Annotated in this window: 15 protein-coding genes; 7 read left to right on the top strand and 8 right to left on the bottom strand. The window is 40.4% G+C overall.

Annotated features, from left to right (window positions below; translation table 11 throughout):
- Positions 1-3: 3 nt before the first annotated feature.
- On the bottom strand, positions 4-2,259 hold the full coding sequence (locus ID165_RS04375) for an RND family transporter (protein ID WP_192349165.1): 2,256 nt from the start codon (positions 2,257-2,259) through the stop codon (positions 4-6).
- Between the two features lie 134 nt (positions 2,260-2,393).
- Here ID165_RS04375 and ID165_RS04370 point away from each other — a divergent pair, with 134 nt between their 5' ends.
- The gene (locus ID165_RS04370; RefSeq protein WP_192349164.1) at positions 2,394-3,188 is read left to right on the top strand and encodes a thymidylate synthase; all 795 of its coding nucleotides are present in this window, start codon (positions 2,394-2,396) and stop codon (positions 3,186-3,188) included.
- An 87-nt stretch (positions 3,189-3,275) separates the two neighbouring features.
- Here ID165_RS04370 and ID165_RS04365 read toward each other — a convergent pair whose 3' ends face one another.
- From ID165_RS04365 to ID165_RS04340, 6 genes are all read right to left on the bottom strand, one after another.
- On the bottom strand, positions 3,276-3,821 hold the full coding sequence (locus ID165_RS04365) for a pyridoxamine 5'-phosphate oxidase family protein (protein WP_192349163.1): 546 nt from the start codon (positions 3,819-3,821) through the stop codon (positions 3,276-3,278).
- 320 nt (positions 3,822-4,141) lie between these two features.
- The gene (locus ID165_RS04360; RefSeq protein WP_192349162.1) at positions 4,142-4,360 is read right to left on the bottom strand and encodes a hypothetical protein; all 219 of its coding nucleotides are present in this window, start codon (positions 4,358-4,360) and stop codon (positions 4,142-4,144) included.
- A 96-nt stretch (positions 4,361-4,456) separates the two neighbouring features.
- Positions 4,457-5,167: a hypothetical protein gene (locus tag ID165_RS04355; RefSeq protein WP_192349161.1), complete on the bottom strand. Its 711-nt coding sequence runs from the start codon at positions 5,165-5,167 to the stop codon at positions 4,457-4,459.
- A gap of 347 nt (positions 5,168-5,514) precedes the next feature.
- Positions 5,515-5,949, bottom strand: a complete 435-nt coding sequence (locus ID165_RS04350; RefSeq protein WP_192349160.1) for a two-component system response regulator — start codon at positions 5,947-5,949, stop codon at positions 5,515-5,517.
- Complete coding sequence (locus ID165_RS04345) at positions 5,936-8,311, bottom strand: ATP-binding protein (protein WP_192349159.1); 2,376 nt, start codon at positions 8,309-8,311, stop codon at positions 5,936-5,938. The genes ID165_RS04350 and ID165_RS04345 overlap by 14 nt, the downstream gene beginning before the upstream one ends.
- 878 nt (positions 8,312-9,189) lie before the next feature.
- The gene (locus ID165_RS04340) at positions 9,190-10,533 is read right to left on the bottom strand and encodes a Gfo/Idh/MocA family protein (RefSeq protein ID WP_192349158.1); all 1,344 of its coding nucleotides are present in this window, start codon (positions 10,531-10,533) and stop codon (positions 9,190-9,192) included.
- Between the two features lie 429 nt (positions 10,534-10,962).
- Here ID165_RS04340 and ID165_RS04335 point away from each other — a divergent pair, with 429 nt between their 5' ends.
- From ID165_RS04335 to ID165_RS04310, 6 genes are all read left to right on the top strand, one after another.
- A complete protein-coding gene (locus ID165_RS04335) occupies positions 10,963-11,322 on the top strand; it encodes a phage portal protein (protein ID WP_192349157.1) in 360 nt (119 codons plus the stop codon).
- A 364-nt stretch (positions 11,323-11,686) separates the two neighbouring features.
- Positions 11,687-13,108 (top strand): sodium:alanine symporter family protein, encoded by a 1,422-nt coding sequence (locus ID165_RS04330; protein ID WP_192349156.1) that lies wholly within the window; start codon positions 11,687-11,689, stop codon positions 13,106-13,108.
- 455 nt (positions 13,109-13,563) lie between these two features.
- Complete coding sequence (locus ID165_RS04325) at positions 13,564-13,818, top strand: hypothetical protein (protein WP_192349155.1); 255 nt, start codon at positions 13,564-13,566, stop codon at positions 13,816-13,818.
- A 22-nt stretch (positions 13,819-13,840) separates the two neighbouring features.
- Entirely contained in the window at positions 13,841-14,599 is a 759-nt protein-coding gene (map, locus tag ID165_RS04320; RefSeq protein ID WP_192349154.1) for a type I methionyl aminopeptidase, read from the top strand.
- An 83-nt stretch (positions 14,600-14,682) separates the two neighbouring features.
- A complete protein-coding gene (locus ID165_RS04315) occupies positions 14,683-15,810 on the top strand; it encodes an ATP-binding protein (protein ID WP_192349153.1) in 1,128 nt (375 codons plus the stop codon).
- A 167-nt stretch (positions 15,811-15,977) separates the two neighbouring features.
- On the top strand, positions 15,978-16,817 hold the full coding sequence (locus tag ID165_RS04310) for a hypothetical protein (RefSeq protein WP_192349152.1): 840 nt from the start codon (positions 15,978-15,980) through the stop codon (positions 16,815-16,817).
- Positions 16,818-16,993: 176 nt separating this feature from the next.
- Here ID165_RS04310 and ID165_RS04305 read toward each other — a convergent pair whose 3' ends face one another.
- The gene (locus ID165_RS04305; RefSeq protein ID WP_192349151.1) at positions 16,994-20,167 is read right to left on the bottom strand and encodes an efflux RND transporter permease subunit; all 3,174 of its coding nucleotides are present in this window, start codon (positions 20,165-20,167) and stop codon (positions 16,994-16,996) included.
- Positions 20,168-20,186: the final 19 nt, after the last annotated feature.

Genomic DNA, 20,186 nt, shown 5'->3' with positions numbered 1-20,186 from the left:
ACTTTATTCTTCCCGGAATTTTTCCTCCCATATTTTCTTCAAAGGCAAAAGCAAAAGTGGAAGCAGCATCAAATCAGCTAAAAGAGCAAAAACCATCGAGGCAGAAATCAACAATCCTGTAAAGTGGGTCACTCCAAACTGACTGAAAATCAACAAGCCAAATCCTGTGGTCAGAACTAGAGTAGTCAAAACAATTGCTTTTCCTGTTTCCAAATAAGTACGTTTGAGCGCATAGATCAGATTTTTCCCTGAAGCCAGCTCAAACTTCAGCCTACTCATAAAATGGATGCTATCATCCACCGCTATACCAAATGCCACAGTAAACAGAATCGCAGTGGTTAACTTAAACTCAATCCCCAGCACATACATCAGCCCAAGCATCCAAATAAGAGGAATTAAATTTGGGATCAAAAGAAGAAATGATATTCGCCAAGATCTAAACAAAAATCCTGCGATTACCCCCACCAAAAGAAATGCAACCCCCAGACCTTTTGCCATCTGCAACGTCACAGATGAATGCCCTTTGTCTATCAAATAGGCTGTGCCTGTCCATCGTACTTTCAGCAAATCAGGGGTCACCTCTTCCAGCACAAATTCGTCCAACTTCGCACGGAGTGCTGTCATCTTCAGTGAGCCGAGATCAGCTGCTCTAGTACTTATTCTGCCTGATTTTCTATCAGCACTCAACACTTTCGGCTCTCCAGTTTCCAAGGCTGCTTCGAGCCATCGATTCATACGCTGTAGCTGTCCTTTTGAAGGCAATTGAAAAGCCTGCGGATTACCTCGGTTCTGGGCTTGATTGATGGATTTCACCAGTGTCAATGGAGAAACGGTCTGCCCTCCCCCAAATAACTCTTGGATTTTTGATTCTACCTTGTTCAGTTCTCCTAGCACATCATAGTCCAACAGAGAATTTGCCCCTTTTCCTACAGACAGATGGAGCTCCAAAGGGTTTGAACCGCCAAATTGCTCATCAAAAAACGTAAAGTCTTGCTGAATAGGATGATCTAAAGGAAGATTATCAAGAAGGTATCCATTAATCTTCAAGTTCAACCCCAAGAAAACACACAGGAGAGTAACCGCAAGGAATGAAATCCGGATCCCGTTTCTATGTTTTAACTGCCAAGAAAAAATCCTAAGAAGCAGGTTGGATTTTTCAGGCTTTTGATGAATAGGAGAAGTTTTAATCGGGAGTAAATATAACAATCCGGGAGCTAGAAATATAACTGCCAAAAACATCACCAACACCCCCAGACTGGTAGACCATCCAAAATCCTGTAAAGCTGGAATACTGGTGAAATAGAGGGACAAAAATCCCAATGCAGTCGTCATCACGGTCAACCACACAGGTATAGTCAACTCTCTGAAAACGGCATAAATCGCTGTCTCTTTTTCATCTCCCGCCTTCAGCTTTTTAAGCAAGTGAGTGAAAAAATGAATCAAAGCACTTAATCCCACGATCAAAAAAATAGTTGGCTGCATTACCGACATGACATCTAGCGGTTTGCCTAAGTAAATCAGCAGTCCAAATGCCCATGCAACCCCAATGACGAGAACAAAAAATGGAATAAGTACTCCCCACCAAGATCGAAAAATCAAAAAGAGCAAAAGCAGAATTAATAAAATCGAGTACCCAAAAAACAACCCGAATTCATCTTGCATAAGGATAATAAAATCTCCCTGGGTTTGGATTTTACCGGCTACCGCTATGGGCTTTATGCTATATCGAGTGAAGATATCCTTAATTGAATTGTACAATACATCTCCGTCAGATTTTGAAATATTCTGTTCGTTTTTGATCCAGAGCAAAAGAGAGTTTCCGTCTTTCGAAAGCAGCTGGGAGCGGTATTGATCCAGATTTCCGGAAGTTCTTACCTGCGAGCTCATGTCCGACCAGTCCAGTACTTTTCTGCCGGTCACTCCAAATACGCCGATGATTGGTTGCTCCAAGTCCAAAAGAGAAATCACTGTATCGACTTTATCCAACTTCCGAATTTCGGATTGTATAGCATTGGCTTTCGTCAAAAAATCAGGATTAAAAAGCTCCCCTTCACCATTTCCCAGGGCTACAAGCAAATAGTCATTGTCATTTTCAAATTGCTTTTTGAAGCTTTGATAGAAATCAAGGCTCTCGTCATCCTGCGGAAAGAATGTTTCGAAATTGTAATTGAACTGTGGAAGCGGTCGGAAAATCGCCAACAAAACACAAAGCAAAACCGCCAGAACAAGTAAAGTGTAAGCTGTTAATTTTTGAAACATTTATTCATTCACATAAATTTCCATCCCTATTTCCTATCCAAGTATAACAAGAATGAAGCTGCTTTGTGCTAAATCAATTCCATTTATTCTCCGAACTGATTAACTTGCCAAAAGTTGAAAATCAAACCAAGAAGATGAAGCAATACCACGAGTTGATGCGCAAAATCCTGAACGAGGGAGCTGTAAAAGGGGATAGAACAGGTACTGGAACCCGGAGTATTTTCGGTCATCAAATGCGGTTTGATTTATCCCAAGGCTTTCCTGTAGTCACCACTAAGAAGCTTCACCTCCGCTCGATCATCATTGAGCTACTCTGGTTTCTAAGAGGAGAATCCAACATCAACTACCTCAAAGACAACAAAGTATCTATCTGGAATGAGTGGGCTGACGAAAACGGAGACTTGGGACCCGTCTACGGCTATCAGTGGAGACATTGGCCAGATGGCAAAGGTGGTGAAATCGATCAAATCAAAAACCTAATCCACCAAATCAAAACTAAACCTGACAGCCGTAGGCATATCGTTAGCGCTTGGAATGTAGCCGATGTCGACAATATGGCTTTGCCTCCCTGTCACACGATTTTCCAATTCTATGTTGCAGACGGTAAACTGAGTTGCCAACTCTACCAGCGAAGTGCAGATGTATTCTTGGGTGTCCCTTTTAACATCGCCTCCTACGCATTGTTCACTATGATGGTAGCTCAGGTATGCGGATTGGAGGCAGGCGATTTCGTTCATACCTTTGGGGATGCCCATTTGTATTCCAATCATTTAGAACAAGCTGAACTCCAATTAAGCAGGGAGATCAGAGAATTGCCTACAATGAAAATCAATCCCAATGTTACCGATATTTTTGAATTTAAATATGAAGATTTCGAATTGATCAATTACGATCCGCATCCACATATCAAGGCCGCAGTTGCAGTGTGATAAATGCCTTAATTGTGTCTTCTGAAAAAGTTAGATTAGTGAACTTGGTAAGCCATCACTATGGTAAAATTACTCGGAACAATGGTATCAGTTCCGGAGAATTTCCGTTTCGAAGCCGTCAATACTTTGGGTATTCTTGCTTTCCCAGTATTTTTCTATTCCTTCTATCCCCTGTTTTGATGACCAAGCATTCAACGTATTCCGCTCTTCCTTGAAATCCATAAAAGGAACTGCAAAACCACAGGAAGTTTGAACCAAGTGTACATCCATCTCTATAATCTGCCTTGAGCCCGTATTTTCCGGAAACAAACCAATATGCTTCTGAAACTCACTGTCTCTGCGATGGTAAATTTTCGCATTTCCATACAGTCTAAGTATCAACGGCTTTCCTTCGAAGGCACAAAACATAATGGTCATTCTGCTATTTTTCAATAAATGTGCAGCCGTTTCATTTCCACTTCCTGTTAAGTTGAGCCAAATGATCTTATTTTCATCAATGACCCTAAACGAGTCGGTACCCTTGGGGGAAATATTCACACTCCCTTCATCAGCAGCAGTTCCCACAAAGAATATTTTTTGGTCTATAATAAAATCCCTCAATTCAGGAGTTATAAATTCGAGTTTCTTTCCCATGTTTACAGTTAATAGGTAAGGCAGAGACAGCTATTTGAAGACGTATGATCCAATTTAAGGCATTGGTGTCCCATTTAGTTCCTAAAACCGCAAATTTGAGAACCCTAAAAGTTAAAAATAAGATCCGTGTCCAGCCGGCTGCAATCAGTATACTACGAAGACATGTGATTCAGTATTAAAAATCTTTTGAGAACTGAACCAGATCTACTTGAATCGGTTTTTCCATAGGCTTAATCGAGAATATTTCAATTAACGGCCAGTGAAGGTCTCTTCAGCATTAATGTAATACTTACCGGCAAGATACGAAGACTGGCAAATTCTCATAAAACTTCATCATCAAAGCTACCCGAATGCAATCTGCTCCCACTTCTTAATATCAAATATCCTCCTGCTATGCCTAGAGCTATCCTTAGCGCTATATTACGTTTCGTTACGGCAAGAGACAAAACATACGTACCGGCTATAAGGGAAGTCACCCCTTCAGAAAAATGAGTGATTTTTCTTAAACCATACATGACATTGTGTTTTTCATCATTCATAGTAATGTTATTATATCATGGAATTAAAGTTCTTACTCACACTTAATTTAATTATTTCAATCCAGATGAATCAAAGATTATTAAATCGACTTCTCTTTAGCAAGCAATCTCAGTAGTTGACACTTGTACGTTTGGCAAAGGTTTTGAGTTTGGACGAATTTCTATTTCTAATCCTTTAGCCTCAAAGAGACTTCTCAACGTCCGTTCATAGAAGCCAGTGCTCGAACTCCATAAATCCTCTCCGTCCTTATCCACCTCAATATGCTCAATATTTTTCAGAAACTGAGATGACACTAGTTTAGTGATCCACTCAAAGTCAACCGTTTGTATTTTACCGAGACTTACTTTTTTTCCCAAGTGCTTCGCCCAAGTAGCTGCAAACACTACATCCTCTGCAAAGATATTTTCAGGGATTTCCTCTTTCATTCTGCAAGAAGGATTTCTCCATAATTCGATCAAGTCGAAATGCTCTCCATGCACAACAATGAAGTGCTCAACTATTTCCGGCAAGGTTTGTTTCTTAATCAGTGACTTGCCCGGGCTTTTGGAGAAGTTATCAAAACATAGTTCTAAATCAAAACTATCAGCTAAAGTAGGCAAAAGCCAATCGTACCACTTTTTCCCTTTTTTGGTGCTAAATTCAGCGCAATCTATCCCCAATCTCAGATAGTCAACACCTTCAGATTGAAATCTACCTATTTCGAGCATCACTTCCTTTCTATTTCTAACAGGGAACCATACAGTACGTTCTGTTGGGGGTTCAACGGGATTATTAGCTATTTTAGCTGAATTAGAATTTGGGATCATAATGTCAAAAATTTTAGATTGAATAATTGGCTGGTACCGGGAGCCTCTTTCTACACTGCTATCCAAAAAACTACCAAAACGAAAAATCACTTTATAAGCCAAAAAAAGGCTCTTTGAGAACATTAGCTCATAAAAATCAGAGACAATTATTGCTCAATATGTGGAAATCGGTCGTATCCCATCTTCGAATATCCGGAAAAGAATTAAGACAAACCGACTAGACATTCTGCCAAAGCCATGTGCAATCCTGTCATTTTTAGAGCTCTCATGGTTCTTTTAATTACTAACCGAGTTGCAGGAATTTAGAACACCTTAATTTACTGTAAGATCAAAATAAACCTGCTATTTCACATTTTTTGTGCTATCTCAACAAGATTAGAGTAAAAAACACTGATTTTCAATGGATCAAGAGGCTTCGTAATATAATTACAAACACGTCCAAAACTCTTGGCTCTATCCTTATCAGACTCATTGTCAGATGAGCTATGTAGAAAAACACTGATATTTGATTCAGGATCAGCCTCGTCAAGCATATCCAAAAATGTCCAACCATCCACTCCAGGCATGTTTATATCCAGCAATACGGTAGTAATCCAACCATTCGAATCGCGTATATCCGGATCTGAATCGCATTCTAAAACTTGACTAAATGCTACTTTAGAATCCTGAAAAGCTTCGAGCATGTAATTGAAGTCCGAAGGCAGATACTTCTTAAGGAGCTTTTTAGCAATCAATAAGCTTAAGGGATCATCATCTATTACTATAATTCTAACTTTCTTCATCAGGCAATTCAATAGAAAATGTGCTTCCAATATCAGGCAAAGAATCCACTTTCAAATTACCTCCTATCGCGCCTATCCTAACTCTGGACAAATACAAACCCGTTCCCTTAAATTCCCGGAATGGGATGAGGGTTTCATAAAGTTTAAAGATCCTATTGGCATACATCAAAAGATCAATCCCTATCCCATTATCTTTGAAACAAATAGTACATCGACCGGAATCCTTGAAGGCGTTAATTGTCAAATGGAGATTTCGGTTCTTTGATCTAAAACGGATTGCATTCGAGATCAGTTCTTTCATGGTGGATTCTAAATATCTTCTTACCGAAACCACTTCAAGTCCCTCAGGAATGTCCACCTCCACTCTAACAGACAAATTTACTATGTCTTCCCTAAACAAATTCAGAATGTTATCAATTGCCTTTTTGATGTCAATAGTTTCCAGCAGTGGCTTCTTATTATTTTGAATATTGAGAACCGTAGAAACGATTGAGGTGATTTCTGCCAAGTTCTTCACTGTTGACTCAAGATGCTCGAAATATTCTGACATTTCATCAGGGTTTTTCATTAAGTCTATCAGCTGGATGAGTCCCTGAAGATTGGCAACCTGAGAATGTATATTGTGATTGACAATGTTTCCAAACTCAATAAATCTTTCATTTTGCTTAGAAACTTCGTCAAGCAACTTCAAAAGCTTTTCCTTACTCTTCTTGAGCTCTGTGATGTCAATTCCGATAAAGAGTACATTGGGAGCACCATCTGTATTGCTTCCTATTGTACAGCAATCCCATTTTGTAAGTTTGTTATTGGAAAAGGCGTCCTCCCTATCCAAAAGCAGAGGAAAGGATATCCTTGGATTTTCCAGACATTTCGAAATTATCTTCTTTATTTTCTCACTATTTTCTGTAGAATAAAATGAAGGTTCATGTCTGCCTAGCAGCTCCGAGTTTTCGTCAACTCCGGCAAAAATCCGATTGTATGGTTTATTCGAAAAAAGCAAGTTGCCGTCTTTGTCTAGCAATAGAATAAAAATGTTACTGCTATTGACCAGTGACTTGTAAAAATCAACCTGATGTTCTACGTTGGTTTTAAGAATTGAAAGTAAATCATGATTAGCCTTATCCTCTGAAATATCCTGGATAGTACCTACCAACCGCTCACAAATATCTCCTTTAAATACAGGTGCTCCATTGATTCGGATTGTCTTTTCAGCAGCATGGCTTTCTTTATAGGCAATGATTACCGAATGTTCTTTTCTTTCGGCTATTGCCTCACTGAAATCATTTTCAAGTGTTTTTAAGTTTTGAATCTTTTGCCCCAAGTGTAAAGAATCAAAATTAGCTGTTGGAACAGGCTTAATACCAAGGATTTTTGTAGCGTTTTTTGAAAACTGAAATTCCTTATTTTTAAAATTGTACTCCCATCCGCCCGTTTTCGCCAGTGACTCCACCTCCTTAAGAAAATTCCTTTTCCCATAATCCCCCTTCGCCAAATCCACAACTCTACTCTCGTTCTTCAACACAACATAAACATCATCACCATTTCGATGATAAATCATATTCACATACAATATTCGGGGTAGCCCAAAATTAAAGGTGAAAAGACGGGAATACCCGGAAACTTCCGGGTTTTGAATTAAAAGGCGAATGCTGTCTATTAGTTTTAGAACATCTTTATTAGCCTTAAAATGAGGAGTAAACAAAGGGTTGATCAGATCATTGAATAGCGGACACCAATCCTCTTTGATGTTGAGTATTCTATTGTTGGCAGGATTCCAATACAAATAATTGCTAGCTGTATTGGCGTAAAAACCTCCATAATCTCCGACTGAAGACACCTTTCTGACGATGCCCATTTCATCAGAAGAACGGCCAATCAACTCTACGAATCTGCCGGTAGGCTTTTCCAGCAGGTGACTTATCACCCCAGCTTTTTCCACAAGTTTTGAAAGCTGTAAGGGAGACGGTTTGTAAGGGACTTCATCAAAAACACATAATGCCCCTATGACTTTTCTATCATCGGTCATCAATGCTGCACAGGCAAAAAAACCTAACCCGGCAACAGCGTGGGCATAATGATTTTTATATTTTTCACTCTTACCCAAGTTCTCTATTACTAGTAGATCCTTCGTATTGACTAGCAAACCTCTAGAAATAGACTGTTCATTCCCTATTTCATCTATCAACACCCCGTGTCTTGCCTTAAACCACACCCGATCTTTGTCAAAAATTGAAATCGTTGAACCCGATACCCCAAACTCCCGTGCTATCTCGCGAACATTTTCATCAAAAACTACTTCATAAGGAGAATCCAGTATCTCACTAACTTCAATTGGGCCATTTTCTTGGGGGTTATTATGCATTCCAAATTCAATCAAATAGTATCAAAAGGCATGAAAGATCGATAAAAACCAAATCAAAATACCATTCAGTTTACCGACCTATTAATATTCTCATACAAAGTCAATCTCAATTTGACCGTAGTTTTTTCAAATAAGAACAATATATCATGACTTATTTTTTGTTGTATATCAATCACAAAGGTTTTCTGTATTAAGAACAATCAATTAATCACCAAAATAATCAGGTTAATCCCCACTCATCGTCAATATAAACACTATAGCTCAACATATTGATAATTAGTAACTTAATAACTTCTACAGACATCTTACTAATTCTATCTCGTTTATCAAGTTCACCTAGCACAATCTCATAATTCAACTATAAGCCCCTCGTAATCAAGCATGCGGGCTGTTCTTTCAAGCCACATATACATCAAAATCAGCTCTTGGTCTAAAGGCAAAGGATTTATGTCGAGAGTGAGGTATTAAAGAAGTGAAATTACGAAACTCCTTTCTCTAAATATACATATCCAAAAAAAATACGTATTTCTACCCATACTAAATAATAAAGAACAAAATAACATATTTAAAATACAATTAAATATGTTTAAAATTATTTATAGCTTATCAGCACTAAATTTATCCGAACTTAAATTCGGCATCAAAAAATAGGTACGCATACCTTACCCTGCACTAAAAGGGGGGCTCTAAACTCCGGCTTTTCACTTGAAGAATGGATGCTCTCAAGCTAAAGGATAACATAGACAAGGCAATCCACTCCCAGACTGTTCTGTCTATGTACTCCAAGATGCAATAGATCTGATCTTTAGCTCTATCAATCAAAACTACCACAACACAAGTTACCCGAGTCAGTAAGCACTCCTCCAAATTCCGGCAAGTTAAACCTTATCAGGAACCTCAAATCCTGGTCTGTACTTGCGTGTCAACATCTCATCTGCCTCAGAATCATTGACAAAAGTCTCTGACTTCGGATCAAACTCCAGAACTCGATCCAATCGATAAGCAATATTCCCCAAGTGAGCCAAACCAGATGATAAATGCGCTGTCTCCACCGGACCATTCAGGATAGACTTATCATGTTTACGGACAGCTTCGATAAAGTTGGCAAAATGGACATCCGTGCCGCCGGCTCCCCGATCCATACCGGAAGCTGCTTCCCCGCCGTCATTGCCTGATTTGCCGGGAGTTCTGTCATTTCCCAAGAAGGAAGCATACTTATCGTAACCGTCTATTACCATATAGCCCTTATCTCCATAGAATATATTACCTACAGTAGCCCCTCCTTCTGTATTGGTGTACCATGGCCTTACTTCAAATTGGATAATTTTATTTTCCTCGGGGTAATTATAAATCGAAGTCAATACTTCCGGTACCTCCTTACTGTCATTCCAGAGGTATTTGCCTCCCATGGAAGTGATTTTGGTAGGAAAACCGACATCGAGTCCCCACATACAAAGATCTGTTTCATGAATACCTTGGTTTCCCACATCACCATTTCCATAATCCCAATGCCAATGCCAGTTGTAATGCACTAGATTATGTGTGAATGGACGCTTCGGTGCAGGGCCAGTCCATAGGTCATAGTCCAGGCCATCAGGTACAGGCGACAGTCCTTTATCACCAATATCTCCCCGCATTCTAAAAACAAGACCACGGGCCATATATACCCTTCCGATATAACCATCCCGCATCAGTTGAACTGCTTCCTGCACAGCCGGAGAGCTTCGCAGCTGGACTCCATGCTGGACTATTCTATCGTATTTATTTGCCGCTTCTACCATCTTACGGCCTTCATATATATTGTGAGAACCCGGCTTCTCTACATATACATCCTTGCCTGCCTGACAAGCCCAAATTGTTGCCAGTGCATGCCAGTGATTTGGGGTAGCAAGACTTATCACGTCAATGTCCTTATCATCCATCACACGTCTCAGATCCTGCTCCAAGCCCACATCAAGATCATATTTTTCCTTGAAGGTTTTTTGGCCTTCAGTCAGCAGATTCATATCTGGATCACAAAGCGTAGTGACCTGAACGTCTTTCTGAGACATAAAACCTTGAATGTGACTTTTCCCTCTGCCGTTAATACCAAGGACGGCGGCGTTAATCCTGTCATTTGCCCCGAAAGCTGAAGCAGGAATAATTGTAGGTAAAACCAGTGCTGCCGAACTGGCAATAGCCGTTTTTTTAATGAATGTTCTTCTAGATGATTCTTTACTCATTGTTATAAGGTTTTTAGGGTTTATGTTTTCTTACTTTCCATGTTCAAGACCGGTTATCCAATTTCTAAATATTCCGAAAACAGACGATAAAAACCGATAGACAATTCTGAAATACAGTTCCTGAAAATGCGAAAAAATACGCAGTTAACCCTCCTGTTCATCCAAAAAATGCTTATCAAGCCAAATATTCTTCCAAATCAATTGGATTTACCAAGAACAAAGCTGTGGAAAAAACTAGTGATTAATTGAGAAGACCTTTACTTCTCGGCAGATTGGAAACCTTTAGCCGCACTGTAAATTCAAAATTTCATTTGCTTCCTGATAAGGGGCAATCAGGTTGAGTTCTTTAGAGATGGTTTTTCATGAGTTTTTATGCATTTTTATTTTCTGAAATACTTATGAGAGATCTTATTAAAACAAAAATTAAGTATGATTGAGATTGAGAATCTAGACCATATCCTTATCACTATACCCCTCCATTCACGTGAAGAGGCAAGGAGGTTTTACACAGAAACGTTATTGCTCAAAGAAGTCCCGGGAAATCACCCAAATGGAGCTATTTGGGTGCAACTTGGAAATATAGAATTGCATATACGCGAGGAAGAAATTCATCAAAGTAATTCTGCCAGGCATCCGGGATTGGTAGTGAAGGACTTGGATAAAGCCAAAGCTTTCCTTAAAAAAGAGGACATTGATGTCAGCTATTCATCAGCAATCGAAGGACGTGATCGCTGCTTCTTCAGAGATCCTTGGGGTAATAGATTTGAATTAATTGAATTCGCCAAATAAGAAAAATTAAGTTCATTGGACTCTGAGGTCTTTTCTACTACTGGCTATTCTGGTTATTGGCGGCAAATTCACTTTAAAGCTCCCTCATAGATTCTCTTTCATTATCCGCATCTGTCGATTCATGCCGCTTAGCTGATGGATTTTATGCCGAAGTAAGCATAAGGAAGATTAATACTAATTTGATCATCCTATCAAAAAGTATACTTTTTCTACTTTGAACTAATTTTCAAAGACAATCAATCAGGAATTAAGTCCATTTAAAATGATTCTTCTGCTTAAATCGCTGATTTTTTCCTTTCTTCGGGTTCAAAACGAACCCAAATTAAACTTCTCAACAGAAATTCTAAGTTTTTAAAATCAAAATATGAAAGAAATAATAGAAGCTATTAACGCAGTTGTTTGGAGTAATGTGCTCATTTTTCTTTGCCTGGCAGCAGGAGTTTATTTCTCCTTCGCCACCAAATTTCTTCAGGTCACCTATCTGAAAGAAATGATTCAGCTCTTGTTCAAGGGCGAATCATCTGAGGAAGGCGTTTCCTCCTTTCAGGCATTCGCAATTGCCATTTCCGGAAGAGTAGGTACAGGAAATATCGCAGGCGTAGCCACCGCGATTGCAATGGGAGGTCCGGGAGCTATCTTTTGGATGTGGGTGATTGCATTTCTCGGTGCTTCTTCCGCATTTGTAGAATCTACTTTGGGGCAGATCTACAAAGAAGTAAACGATGGTCAATATAGAGGTGGGCCTGCTTACTATATAGAAAAAGGAATAGGCAAAAAATGGTATGCCATGCTTTTCGCTTTTGCCACGATACTGGCAACAGCCATTTTTATGCCTGGCGTGCAGAGTAACAGTATCGCATTGAGTATGGCAAATGCCTTTGATGTTCCCGTGATGTACACAGGTATAGCGGTAACATTTTTTATGGGATTGATCATTCTTGGCGGTGTGAAAAGAATCAGTAAAGTCGCCGAAGTAATAATCCCATTTATGGCAGGTGCTTATATTCTCATGGCGGTACTTATTATTTCCTTAAATATCACGGAAGTACCTGCTGTTTTTGCTCTGATCTTCAAATCAGCATTCAATATGGAAGCTGCTTTCAGCGGGGTATTTGGCATGGCTATAGCCTGGGGTGTCAAAAGGGGGATATACTCCAATGAAGCCGGACAGGGAACTGCACCACACGCAGCAGCAGCAGCTGAAGTAAGCCATCCTGTGAAGCAAGGACTTGTCCAGTCTTTCTCTGTTTATGTAGACACACTTTTCGTCTGCACGGCTACTGCCTTGATGATTCTATTTACAGGACAATTCAATGTGGTCAATCCCGAAGGAGGTTTTTTAGTAGAGAATCTTCCGGGGGTTGCTTATGGACCTGAATACACGCAATTTGCCGTAGCCTCCCAATTTCCTTCCCTTGGTGCTGGTTTTGTTGCTATTTCCCTATTGTTCTTTGCATTTACCACGATTATGGCATATTACTATATTGCAGAGACCAATCTGAGTTACATGATCAGAAAGACAAACAACAAATGGGGCATATGGGTATTGAGATTCGCTATTCTGGGAGCAACCTTCTACGGCACAATCAAAACTGCGGAAATGGCCTGGACCATGGGTGATATTGGCGTAGGATTGATGGCTTGGCTTAATATTATAGCGATTATTCTTCTCCGTAAACCGGCTTTCAAAGCTTTGGCTGATTACAAAAAACAGAAGAAAGAAGGTAAAGACCCGGTATTTATCGCCAAGGATGCAGGGATAGACAATGCTGATTTCTGGAAGTAAGGTTGTTTTAACCAAAAAGTACATGACGATCCGCAAAGGATAAATCATAGCCGCCGTTCGTGTCATCACGGACGGCCTTCTACAACCATTTTTCTGTGAGTAAGATCACGGTGATGGGGAAATTAATTTCTCTTCCAACCAAACCGGCTATGCTTCTCTACATGACTATGCGGTAAAGCTATTCAAACCACATAGAATTTTAGGACTCATAGTTTTGTCCACGATATAGACTTGCTCTCTAGGTAGCTCAGTCAATTTATGGCTTTCCAGCTATTGCTACTCACCACGATACAAGAATATTTACAAAGGATATTGAAGCCAACCTGTAGAACCCTTGAAGGTTTCTTTAGAGTAAAACGATTTCTCAGGCCGGCAATTTTATTGTTGGCATTTTTAGTAGGTTTTGAGAAAATTGATTCTTCGATGAACAATGATTTGCTTGGGTAGCTATAGTTATGCTGTCATGTAACACGGATGATGAAGATATTATGAAAACCGGAAATGGAGAAATATGGCGTAGTGGAGGCTTATATTATTGTGCAGAACAAATACATCTTAATAATGATGACACGTTAATCGTCCACATTCGGGATGTGGACGATTATGCAGGAGGAGATCGAATAACTATTATATTTAAAGAACTAGGCAGGAATGAAAACTGTTGCTACGAAATCAATTGCCGGATTATTGAGCTTAACAAACTAGAATAAAGATTAGCTGAATCAAAAATATATGTCAATCACAAAAGAATCCGAACTAATCGGAATGAAAAAAATCAGTGAGGTGGTGGGAACAACTCTTAAACTGATGACTGAATATGCTAAAGTGGGTATGTCCACCAAAGAACTGGACGAATACGGAGGCGGCATTCTGAAAAGCTACGGTGCTAAATCTGCTCCCTATGTAACGTATGGATTTCCGGGTTATTCCTGTATCAGTGTGAATGAAGTAGCTGCTCATGGGATACCTTCGGAGAAGGTGCTGTTGAAAGAAGGAGATTTGATCAATATTGATGTGTCCGCCGAACTCAACGGATTTTGGTCGGATAACGGAGGTTCCTTTGTACTTGGAAAGGATATTCATAATCATCAACCTCTTGTCGATGCATCCAAGCAGATTCTGCACAAAGCCATCAACGCGATCAAGGGTGGAGTGAAAATTGCCGATATAGGTTACCTGATAGAAACTGAAGCCAGAAAATCAGGTTATAAAGTAATTAAAAACCTAGCAGGACACGGAGTAGGCAGAAGCTTACACGAGGAACCTTCCGATATTCTGAATTATAGGGTGAAATCCAACCGGGAACGGTTTAAGAAAAATACCACAGTCGCCATAGAAACTTTTATCTCCACCCACTCCACTATTGCTGTTGAGCGGAATGATGGTTGGACACTGGTCGGTAATAAAGGCGGATATGTGACCCAGCATGAGCAGACAATTTTGATCACTGATGATACTCCGGTCATTCTGACAGAAGCTAATGGGATTTGAGATTAATAGGCTACAAACTGATTTAATCGAGAATTTACATGTATATTTTCGGTTATAGTCGAGAATTTACATATTTTTAATTCATGATTTCTCGACAGATTGAATCAGAATTACGAAAAAGAATTCATCAAGGAAAGCTTTTGGTGATAATTGGCCCTAGACAGGTGGGGAAGACTACGCTTATGAAGCAAGTCTTAGATTTTCCGAATGACAAAGTATTGTGGCTGAATTGCGACAATCCAGATGACCGGTTGAGTCTGCAGGAATCAACAACTTCTGCTCTTCAGGCACTTATTGGAACATACAAATTAGTAGTTATTGATGAAGCCCAACGAGTTCCGAATATTGGGCTTACGCTGAAAATTATGGCGGATGAATTTCCCCAAGTTCAAGTTATTGCTTCAGGTTCATCAGCTTTAGATCTCACCAATTCAATCAAAGAGCCACTTACTGACCGCAAACGGGAATTCCAACTTTACCCAATTTCTACGCAAGAACTTTGCCTACATACTTCTCCCCGGGAGGAGAAACGGCTCCTAGAGCAGCGGATGATCTTTGGCTTTTATCCTGAAGTGATTAATCATCCAAGCGAAGCTCAAGAAGCACTTCAGGAAATCACAAACAGTTATCTCTACAAAGAGATTTTGAGTCTGGCGGAAATCCGCATGCCTGCAATTTTACAAAAGTTATTGCTAGCCTTGGCACTACAGGTCGGATCCGAAGTCACATTCAACGACCTGGGAAATACGGTTGGAATAGATAAGGAAACAGCAGAAAAGTATATTGACTTGTTGGAAAAAGCATTTGTGATTTTTCGGTTAAACTCATTTAGCCGGAATATGCGTCGCGAGCTCAAAAAAAGCCGGAAAATATACTTTTGGGATAATGGGATACGAAATGCTATTATCAACAATTTCAATTCTCTGGATCTAAGGACAGATAAAGGAGCTCTCTGGGAGAATTTTCTCATCAGTGAGCGGATGAAATATCTAAGCTACCACCGGATTCATTCTAACGTTTATTTCTGGAGAACCACGACAGGAAAAGAACTGGACTGGCTGGAAGAGCGAGAAGGAAAGCTGTTTGCTTTTGAAGCAAAATGGAATCCCGGACGTAGAGCCAAGCTACCGCTGGGGTTTGAAGAAGCCTATCCTGAAACTGAGTTTCAAGTTGTCCATAGAGAAAATTATTTGGATGTGCTGACCCAATAAAGAGAATTCCGACGAACTGAAGTTTGCGCGAAATATATTCTCCTCTCCGCATAGCTAAATGATCTTGATGAAATCCTTAATTTAGGATAAGTGAAGCCCAGAGAACTGGAGACAACAGCTATTAACAGCTATTAAGTGTAAGTAAATAATTTGGTGTTCATTGATAAATGAAGAAAATTTTCACCCTAAGCATTCTACTCATTACAAATCAGCTTCTGTTTGCTCAGGAATTCCCAATTTTTCCCAAAGAAAGAATTGACTTTTATAACTCGAATTTCACAGAGGATAAAGCAATTCAACTTCGAAAAGAGCTAAACGAACTTGAAAATTATTTTGTGAGAAAAGGTCTTTTAGCTGATAAATCCGGGATCAGTTACTACGCTGTATATGAGAGAATAGCCAAAGAAAATGACCTTAATTTTGAAATTGATACAACCTTCGAGTTGTTGGAAACTATTGAATTTCAAGAATATACAGCTTGCTTTTATAAAGTTTTAACTTCCGAACAACTATCCCAAGTGAATTCTAAACACTTAGAAGCTGCGGAGAAGATAGCAAAAGGTAATGATAGTAATATTACTCCGGGAATAGTCGCTCAAAAAATCATTAATAATCTCGATGCAAGTGATTTTGATCTAGAGTTTTACAAAGCGTCATCACTTTTGGCTTTTTACCGTATTGCATCTCCAGTGACATCATTGAACTTTGGGTTACCGGAATTTGGTAAAACTACTGCTTCAAATATTCAAACAATTAAAGTAGAGCTAGATAAGGATAGTAAACTCAAAATTGACAATAACACGTTGACTATGGATGAAGCAAGGCAACGAATTCATGAATTCTTATTAATAGAACCGAATTTAAAAGGAATCGAATTAACCACATTTAGAGACACACCTTATAAATCTTATTTGGAAGTTATTGAAATGTTTAACTTTGTTTATTCTGACTTAAATGAAAACAGGGGTAATGTGTCGAAGAAGATTATAATCAATGACCTTAAATAAAAAAACATAATAGTAGCCAAGTTAATCCCCGTCTAGTCCAGCTTCCGGAGAAGCAGGATAACAATGCTTTGTGCTCTGCGTAATCCTCCGTGCCCTCCGCGGTTAAAAGCAAAATGCCCCCGTTAAGCTCTTCGCTTTCCGGGGGCATTTCAATTATAACTAACTTTTAATCTTACTTAATGATTTTCGTGCTTAGTTGGATCATAGCTGGCTTCCAATTCTGCCAAGCCTTTCTTACCGTACGCTATCTTGGTAATCACCACATACAGCACCGGTACAAAGAAGATCGCAAGGAAGGTAGCGGCAAGCATCCCTCCGATCACCGTAAAACCAATCGTCTGTCTGGCCACAGCACCCGCACCGTTGGATATCGCCAAGGGAACCACTCCCAGGATAAAGGCCAGCGATGTCATGATAATCGGACGAAGCCTTAGCTTCACTGCTTCCAGCGTAGCCTGAATCAATGGCATCCCCACATCCACACGCTCTTTGGCAAATTCCACAATAAGAATTGCATTCTTGGCCGCCAAACCAATCAAGGTAATCAGACCAATCTGTGCATAGACGTTATTATCAAGTTTCGGCAAGAAGTGCAGCGCAATGATCGCCCCAAAGGCTCCCAATGGCAAGGCCAGCAAGACTGAGAATGGAACAGACCAGCTTTCATACAAGGCCGCCAAGAGTAAGGACACAAGAACTATCGCCAAAGCAAAAATCAGGATCGTACTACTCCCCGAAGAAAGTTCCTCTCTACTCAAACCGGAAAAATCATAACCGTACCCGGCAGGCAATGTTTCTGCCGCTACTTCCTCCAAAGCAGCCAGTGCTTGCCCACTACTGAATCCGGGCGCAGCATTTCCATTTATTTCGGCTGAGCGGAATAAGTTATAATGAGAAATTACGGGAGCATTTTCTACTACATCATATTTCACCAAGGCACTCAAGGGAACGGATTCCCCTCCATTGCCCTGCACATAATATTGTTCCAGATTATTGATTCCTGCCCGATAAGCAGTATCCGCCTGTGCCACTACCCTGAAGTTTCTACCATACCTGGTGAAATCGTTGACATAGGTACTTCCCATGTAATTTGACATGGTCGTAAAGATTTCGGTAAGCGGAACGCCTAATTTTTTAGCTTTTTCTCTATCCACAGTCACATGGTAGCCGGGGGTTTTGGCAGTAAAGAAGCTATATGCCATAGCGATTTCAGGACGCTGATTTGCTGCAGCAAGGAACTGTCCCATCGCTTGCTCAAATTCCTTGATATCTCCTGTGGCAGACCGCTGCTCCAGCATAAAACTAAATCCACCGGTACTGCCCAAACCGGGAATTGCAGGCGGTGGAACCACCACAATATTTCCCTCTGTGATAGCCGCAAACTTTTGGTTCAAAGTACCCAAAAGACCTCCCAACTGGAGAGAAGGATCCTTTCGCTCACCCCATGGATCCATCTGGACAAAGAAAGTTGCCGCATTTGGCTTAAATGAAAAGTTGATCACATTCAATCCGCCAATACCGGTGACGTGATTAATCCCATCAGTTTCTTCCAAAATCTTATTCATCTGTTGCATCACCTGCTGCGTTCTGTTGCTTGCAGATCCTTCGGGCAGCTGCAACGTTACAAATAGTCTTCCCTCGTCCTCTGTAGGTAAGAATCCTGTAGGCTTGGTCTGAAATAACCCGAACGTGCCCGCAAAAATACAAACCAGCAAAATCAATACAAGCGGAGCTCTTTTAATACTGGTTTTTACTCCATTGGTATAGCTGTTAGTAGTTCGTTCAAACCATAGATTAAACTTGTAGAAGAACTTATTGAGTCCTTTTCCATGCTCATTTACTTCAGAAGGTTTCAGAAGAAGTGTACACAATGCAGGTGTCAAACTCAACGCCACAAATGCAGAAATCAATACTGAGATCGCAATTGTGATCGCAAACTGCTGGTACATTCTTCCGACAATACCCGGAATAAATCCTACCGGAATAAATACTGCCGCCAGAATCAATGCAATCGCAATTACCGGTGCAGTGATATCTTTCATAGCCAAGCGCGTGGCTTCTTTTGCGGAGATCTTCCTCGAATCTATGTAATGCTGAACAGCCTCCACTACCACAATAGCATCATCCACTACAATACCAATCGCCAACACAAACCCAAAGAGCGTCAGTGTATTGATTGTAAAACCCAGTAGGGGAAAGAATATAAAGGTACCGATGATGGAAACCGGAATCGCAAGGACAGGAACCAAGGTAGCTCTCCAACTCTGCAAGAACAGGAATACGACTATAATCACAAGTATCAATGCCTCCACGAAGGTGTGCATTACTTCGTTGATCGAAACTTCAACCACGGATACTGATTCAAATGGAACCGTATACTTCATGTCTGTTGGGAAGCTTTTCTGTAACTCATCCAACGCTGCATATACACCTTCTGCGGTTTCCAAAGCATTACTTCCCGGTGCTTGATATACCAACAAAATTGCCGCTTCCTCTCCATCCAACGTAGAGTATCTACCGTAGTCGAATTGACCCAATTCGATTCTGGCTACATCCTTTAGGTAAACCAAAGAACCGTCCTCCGGATTAGTTCTTAGGATGATATCATCAAATTCCTCCGCTCTCTCAAGACGCCCGTTCACCGTGATTGGGTATTCAAATGCCTGCGTTTCATACTGAGGCATACTGCCTACAGTTCCTGCCGCTACCTGTAAGTTTTGTTCCTGAATGGCAGCTGTCACCTCTCTGGCTGAAATACCGTATTGTGCCAGTTTATCAGGCTTGAGCCAGACCCGCATACTGAAATCCTGCCCAATTGCCGTAATATCCCCCACACCGTTTACACGGAGTAATGCATCCTTTATGAAAATATTGGCATAGTTGGAAAGAAATTTACTATCATGAGTTCCCTCAGGGGAAGTGATACTCAACACCATCATAATGGATGGGTTTCTCTTTCTTACGGTTACTCCCAATCGACGAACGGCCTCAGGAAGAGAAGGCTCGGCGATGGACACCCTGTTTTGCACATCCAAGGTAGCAATATCGATGTCTGTACCTACTTCAAAGGTGACATTCATCTGCATCTGTCCGGTACTGGTATTGTTGGAGGAGATATAAGCCATCCCCGGAGTACCGTTTACTTGAGTTTCAATTGGCGTAGCCACCGTCTGCTCCACTGTCTGGGCATCTGCACCTGTATAATTGGCCGATACCGATACTACCGGAGGCGTAATGTCAGGATACTGGGTAACGGGGAGATTTAGAATCGCCAAAACACCGACCAGTACGATGACGATCGAAATCACCATTGCCGTTACTGGCCGTTTTATAAATACGTCTGATATCATTAGTAATTAATCAAGTCTT

It is taken from the genome of Algoriphagus sp. Y33 (genome assembly GCF_014838715.1).
Classification (GTDB): domain Bacteria; phylum Bacteroidota; class Bacteroidia; order Cytophagales; family Cyclobacteriaceae; genus Algoriphagus.
This window is presented reverse-complemented; position numbering and strand designations above follow the sequence as displayed.

Excerpts from the sequence above, each read along its gene's own strand:
- ID165_RS04375 (WP_192349165.1), bottom strand. The coding sequence starts at position 2,259 with ATGTTTCAAAAATTAACAGCTTACACTTTACTTGTTCTGGCGGTTTTG.
- ID165_RS04370 (WP_192349164.1), top strand. The coding sequence starts at position 2,394 with ATGAAGCAATACCACGAGTTGATGCGCAAAATCCTGAACGAGGGAGCT.
- ID165_RS04365 (WP_192349163.1), bottom strand. The coding sequence starts at position 3,821 with ATGGGAAAGAAACTCGAATTTATAACTCCTGAATTGAGGGATTTTATT.
- ID165_RS04360 (WP_192349162.1), bottom strand. The coding sequence starts at position 4,360 with ATGAATGATGAAAAACACAATGTCATGTATGGTTTAAGAAAAATCACT.
- ID165_RS04355 (WP_192349161.1), bottom strand. The coding sequence starts at position 5,167 with ATGATCCCAAATTCTAATTCAGCTAAAATAGCTAATAATCCCGTTGAA.
- ID165_RS04350 (WP_192349160.1), bottom strand. The coding sequence starts at position 5,949 with ATGAAGAAAGTTAGAATTATAGTAATAGATGATGATCCCTTAAGCTTA.
- ID165_RS04345 (WP_192349159.1), bottom strand. The coding sequence starts at position 8,311 with ATGCATAATAACCCCCAAGAAAATGGCCCAATTGAAGTTAGTGAGATA.
- ID165_RS04340 (WP_192349158.1), bottom strand. The coding sequence starts at position 10,533 with ATGAGTAAAGAATCATCTAGAAGAACATTCATTAAAAAAACGGCTATT.
- ID165_RS04335 (WP_192349157.1), top strand. The coding sequence starts at position 10,963 with ATGATTGAGATTGAGAATCTAGACCATATCCTTATCACTATACCCCTC.
- ID165_RS04330 (WP_192349156.1), top strand. The coding sequence starts at position 11,687 with ATGAAAGAAATAATAGAAGCTATTAACGCAGTTGTTTGGAGTAATGTG.
- ID165_RS04325 (WP_192349155.1), top strand. The coding sequence starts at position 13,564 with ATGCTGTCATGTAACACGGATGATGAAGATATTATGAAAACCGGAAAT.
- map (WP_192349154.1), top strand. The coding sequence starts at position 13,841 with ATGTCAATCACAAAAGAATCCGAACTAATCGGAATGAAAAAAATCAGT.
- ID165_RS04315 (WP_192349153.1), top strand. The coding sequence starts at position 14,683 with ATGATTTCTCGACAGATTGAATCAGAATTACGAAAAAGAATTCATCAA.
- ID165_RS04310 (WP_192349152.1), top strand. The coding sequence starts at position 15,978 with ATGAAGAAAATTTTCACCCTAAGCATTCTACTCATTACAAATCAGCTT.
- ID165_RS04305 (WP_192349151.1), bottom strand. The coding sequence starts at position 20,167 with ATGATATCAGACGTATTTATAAAACGGCCAGTAACGGCAATGGTGATT.